Genomic DNA, 3,631 nt, shown 5'->3' with positions numbered 1-3,631 from the left:
AGCAACGTGCCGATCACCGCGAACGTGTCGCTGAAGCCCAGGATGAGGGCCTGCCGGCGGACGGTCGCACCGATTGCCGCGATTGCCTGATGCTGCGTGGCGGCCGGATCAGCCACGCCATGCGCCATGAAATACTGCGTCAGGTCGCTGATCCTCTGGCGCACCTCCTCCCGATAGAGCGTGACCGATTGGCCGATGATGTTGGAATGGAATTGCTCGCGCGTGGTCAGAACCGTCGCGAGCGTTGCAGTGCCGACGGCCCCCCCGAGATTGCGCAGCATGTTCGACAGGCCGGAAGCAGCACCCGCCTCGCTCGGAGCGATGCCGGCTGTCGTGATGCTGCTGACCGGCGTCAGCACCAAGGCTTGGCCGATGGCGCGCACGACGTTGGGCAGGAAGAATTGGTCGCCCGAGCTGTCCAGCGACAGGGTGATGTTCATGAAGCAGCTCGCGGCGAAGATGCCGATGCCGACGAAACCGATATAGCGCGGGTCGTAGCGCTTCATCAGCAACGGCACGAGCGGGATCAGGAAGAGCTGCGGCAGGCCCGTCCACGCCAGCACATTGCCGATCTGCTCGGCGTTGTAGCGCTGCACCTGGCCAAGGTATTGAGGCAGGATGTAGACGCTGCCGAACAGCGCAAAGCCGACCAGCACATTGACGAGCACGCCGATGCCGAAGTTGCGCCGCTTCAGGAGGCGCAGATTGACGAGCGGCTTTTGCACCGTCAGCTCGATCGCGATGAACGCGGCGAGAAACACGGCCGCCATGATGCTGAGATTGAGGATGAAGGGCGATTCGAACCAGTCGTCCTTGTTGCCCTCCTCGAGCACGGTCTGCAGCGCGGAGAGCCCGATGGCCATGGTCACGATGCCAGCCCAGTCACCCTCCTTGAGCAGCGATAGCTGCATGGGCGTCTTCTCGAGCGTGAAGGCGAGCGCGATGACCATCATGATGCTGGGCGGCGTGTTCACGAAGAAGATGGTCTGCCAGCCATAGTTCTCCGTCAGATAGCCGCCGATGGTCGGACCGATGGCGGGCGCGAAGGTGACGGAGAGCGCGAAGAGGGCAAGTCCGATCGGCTGCTGAGCCTTGGGCAGCTTGGTCAGCACCGTGGTGAACGCCATCGGGATGAGGATGCCGCCGGAAAAGCCCTGCAGGCCGCGCATGGCGATCATGGAACCGAGGTCGTGCGTGAAGGCACAGGCCATCGAGAAGAGCGCGAACAGGACGGTGTTCGCCAGCATGTAGCGCCGGAAGGAGAAGACGCGGCTCAGATAGTCGGTGAGCGGGATCACGACGATCTCACCGATAAGATAGGAGGTCGAGATCCAGGCGCCGTTGTCGACGCCGGTACCGATGCCCCCTTCGATGTTGAGAAGCGAAGCGTTCGTGATCTGGATGTTGAGGATCGCCATGAACGCGCCGATCATGCCCGCGAGGACGGCGATCCAGGAGGTGAGGCTCGCCCTGTCGGACGGGGCTGCAGCAAGTGGCACGGGGCGCGAGCCCAACGTCATGGCTGGTGTCGTGGTCGACATGGCATGTCTCCTGCGCGACCCGTTCGGGTCTCAGCCGTTACGCTCGGGAATGGAGGCGATGCGCGTTGCCTCGGCCTTGGTGTCGATCGTCGGATAGACCGACATGCCCGGACGCAGCACGACCGCGAGCGGACCGCCGGCGTCGAGGACGATCTTCACCGGGATGCGCTGGACCACCTTGGTGAAGTTGCCGGTGGCGTTGTCGGGGGGCAGCAGCGCGAATTCCTGCCCACTCGCGGGCGAGAGGCTGTCAACGCGGCCCCGGAAGGCTTGGCCGGGGAACATGTCGACCTCGACTTCCACCGGCTGGCCGGCGCGCACATTGGTGAGCTGTGTCTCCTTGTAATTCGCGATGATGTAGGCCGCTTCCGTCGGCACCACGGCCATGAGCTGCGTCCCCGCCTGCACATACTGCCCGACCCGCAGGGTGCGATTGGCGATCACGCCGTCGATCGGCGCGACGATGCTGGTGTAGGAGAGGTTCAATTCCGCCTGGTGCCGTGCGGCCTCGGCGCGGCCAAGGGCTGCTTGCGCCTGCCCGAGCTCGGCTTGGAGCACGTCGAGCTGTCCCGTTGCGCTGGCGAGGGCGGCGGTGCCGCGTGCCACGGTGGCGCGAGCGGCGGCGATGCGCGAGGCTGCCAGCTGGGCATTTTGGAGGCTGCCGAAGCCCTTGGAGGCGAGCGCGGCGTAGCGCTTGTCCTCCTGCTCGGCGAAGGTCTCGTTCGCCTGATCGACTTCGACAGTGGCCCTGGCTGCCGCGATTGCGGATTGCTGAGCGGCGATCGCCGCCCGCTTGTTGGCGATGTTGGCCTTGGCGGCCTCGACATCGGCCTTGGCCTGCTCGAGCGCAACCTGGAAGTCGCGGTCGTCAATGCGGGCCAAGACCTGACCCGCCTTGACGGGCTCGTTGTCGCCCACCGGCACGGCGGCAATGTAGCCGGAGATCTTCGGGGCGATCGTGGTGTTGTCAGCCTTGACGTAGGCGTCGTCGGTCGAGACCTCGAAGCGCCCGCCGGTCCAATACCGCCAGCCATACTGAGAGGCGCCCGCGACGGCGATGAGGCTCGCCCCGACGAGCAACAGCTTGCGGATGGAATACTTCCCGACGTGCTTGGGGGCAGCCCCGGTCGGCGGGGAAGTGGCCTCGGGCGCCGGAAGAGGCTCCTGCCTCACGGTGAGCCCGGGCGCCGCCTCGGCAACCGGAAGCGTCTTCTCGATGGTGAAGACAGTCTGATGCTGGCTCATTGCCCGGGTCCTTTCCCGTTCGCGCGAGCCCCCAGAATCCGCTTGGCTTAGTTTTAGAAAATTGTTAGTTTCCAAAATGCGCCGCCGCGCAGAAGTCGTCAATGAGAATTTGGAAAACCGTAATGCGACAAAATGTGCACGTGGTCCGACGGTCACGCGGACGACCGCAGGTCCGGCCCGATGAAGAGACGCGGCAGCTTGTGATCGAAGCGGCGCGTCAGGAGTTTCTGGCGAACGGCTATGCCGGAGCCAGCATGGTGGCCGTCGCCCAGCGCGCCGGCGTGTCGACCAAGACCATGTATCGCCTGATCCCGACCAAGGCCGACCTGTTTCGCAGCGTCGTTTCCGACCGGATCTCCCGCTTCATGCTGGACATCGATGCGGCGGCGCTCGACCCGCTCCCGGTGGAAGACGCATTCGAACGCCTGCTGGCTGCCTATGGCACCTTGACCCTAAACGGGGAGACAATCGCAATCTACCGGCTGGTGCTCGGCGAATCTGACCGCTTTCCCGAGATCGCCGCCACTTTTTATGAGGTCGCTATCGGCCGGACCACGGAGGCCATGACGAGCTGGCTCAAACGGCTGTGCGACCGCGGATTGATCGCGCTCGAGGACGCATCGACAGCGACGGGCATGCTGCGCGGCATGATGATCATGGAGCCGCAGCGAGCCGCGATGTTGGGAGAACGAGCCGCGCCGGATGCGGCTGAAATCGCCAGCCGGGCGAAATGTTGTGCCCGCCTGTTTCTGGACGGGTGCCGGCGACAGAAACCAACAGGCTGATATCAAGTCTCAGGCGCGTTTCACCGAGCTGGGTAAGGGCGGCCAGTGCCGCCACCGCCC

Annotated in this window: 3 protein-coding genes; 1 reads left to right on the top strand and 2 read right to left on the bottom strand. The window is 64.7% G+C overall.

From position 1 onward, the window contains the following. Both BN1233_RS35670 and BN1233_RS35665 read right to left on the bottom strand, forming a co-directional pair. On the bottom strand, window positions 1-1,541 hold a 1,541-nt coding region (locus BN1233_RS35670), incomplete at its 3' end, for a DHA2 family efflux MFS transporter permease subunit (RefSeq protein ID WP_082145853.1). Between the two features lie 30 nt (window positions 1,542-1,571). After that, the gene (locus tag BN1233_RS35665) at window positions 1,572-2,786 is read right to left on the bottom strand and encodes an HlyD family secretion protein (RefSeq protein ID WP_046868393.1); all 1,215 of its coding nucleotides are present in this window, start codon (window positions 2,784-2,786) and stop codon (window positions 1,572-1,574) included. Window positions 2,787-2,908: 122 nt separating this feature from the next. Between BN1233_RS35665 and BN1233_RS35660 the strand changes: the two genes are divergently transcribed. Then, window positions 2,909-3,571, top strand: coding sequence for a TetR/AcrR family transcriptional regulator (locus tag BN1233_RS35660; RefSeq protein ID WP_046868392.1), 663 nt, complete (start codon window positions 2,909-2,911; stop codon window positions 3,569-3,571). Window positions 3,572-3,631: the final 60 nt, after the last annotated feature.

Origin of the sequence: Microvirga massiliensis (genome assembly GCF_001006805.1) — a bacterium.
Classification (GTDB): Bacteria; Pseudomonadota; Alphaproteobacteria; order Rhizobiales; family Beijerinckiaceae; genus Microvirga; species Microvirga massiliensis.
This window is presented reverse-complemented; position numbering and strand designations above follow the sequence as displayed.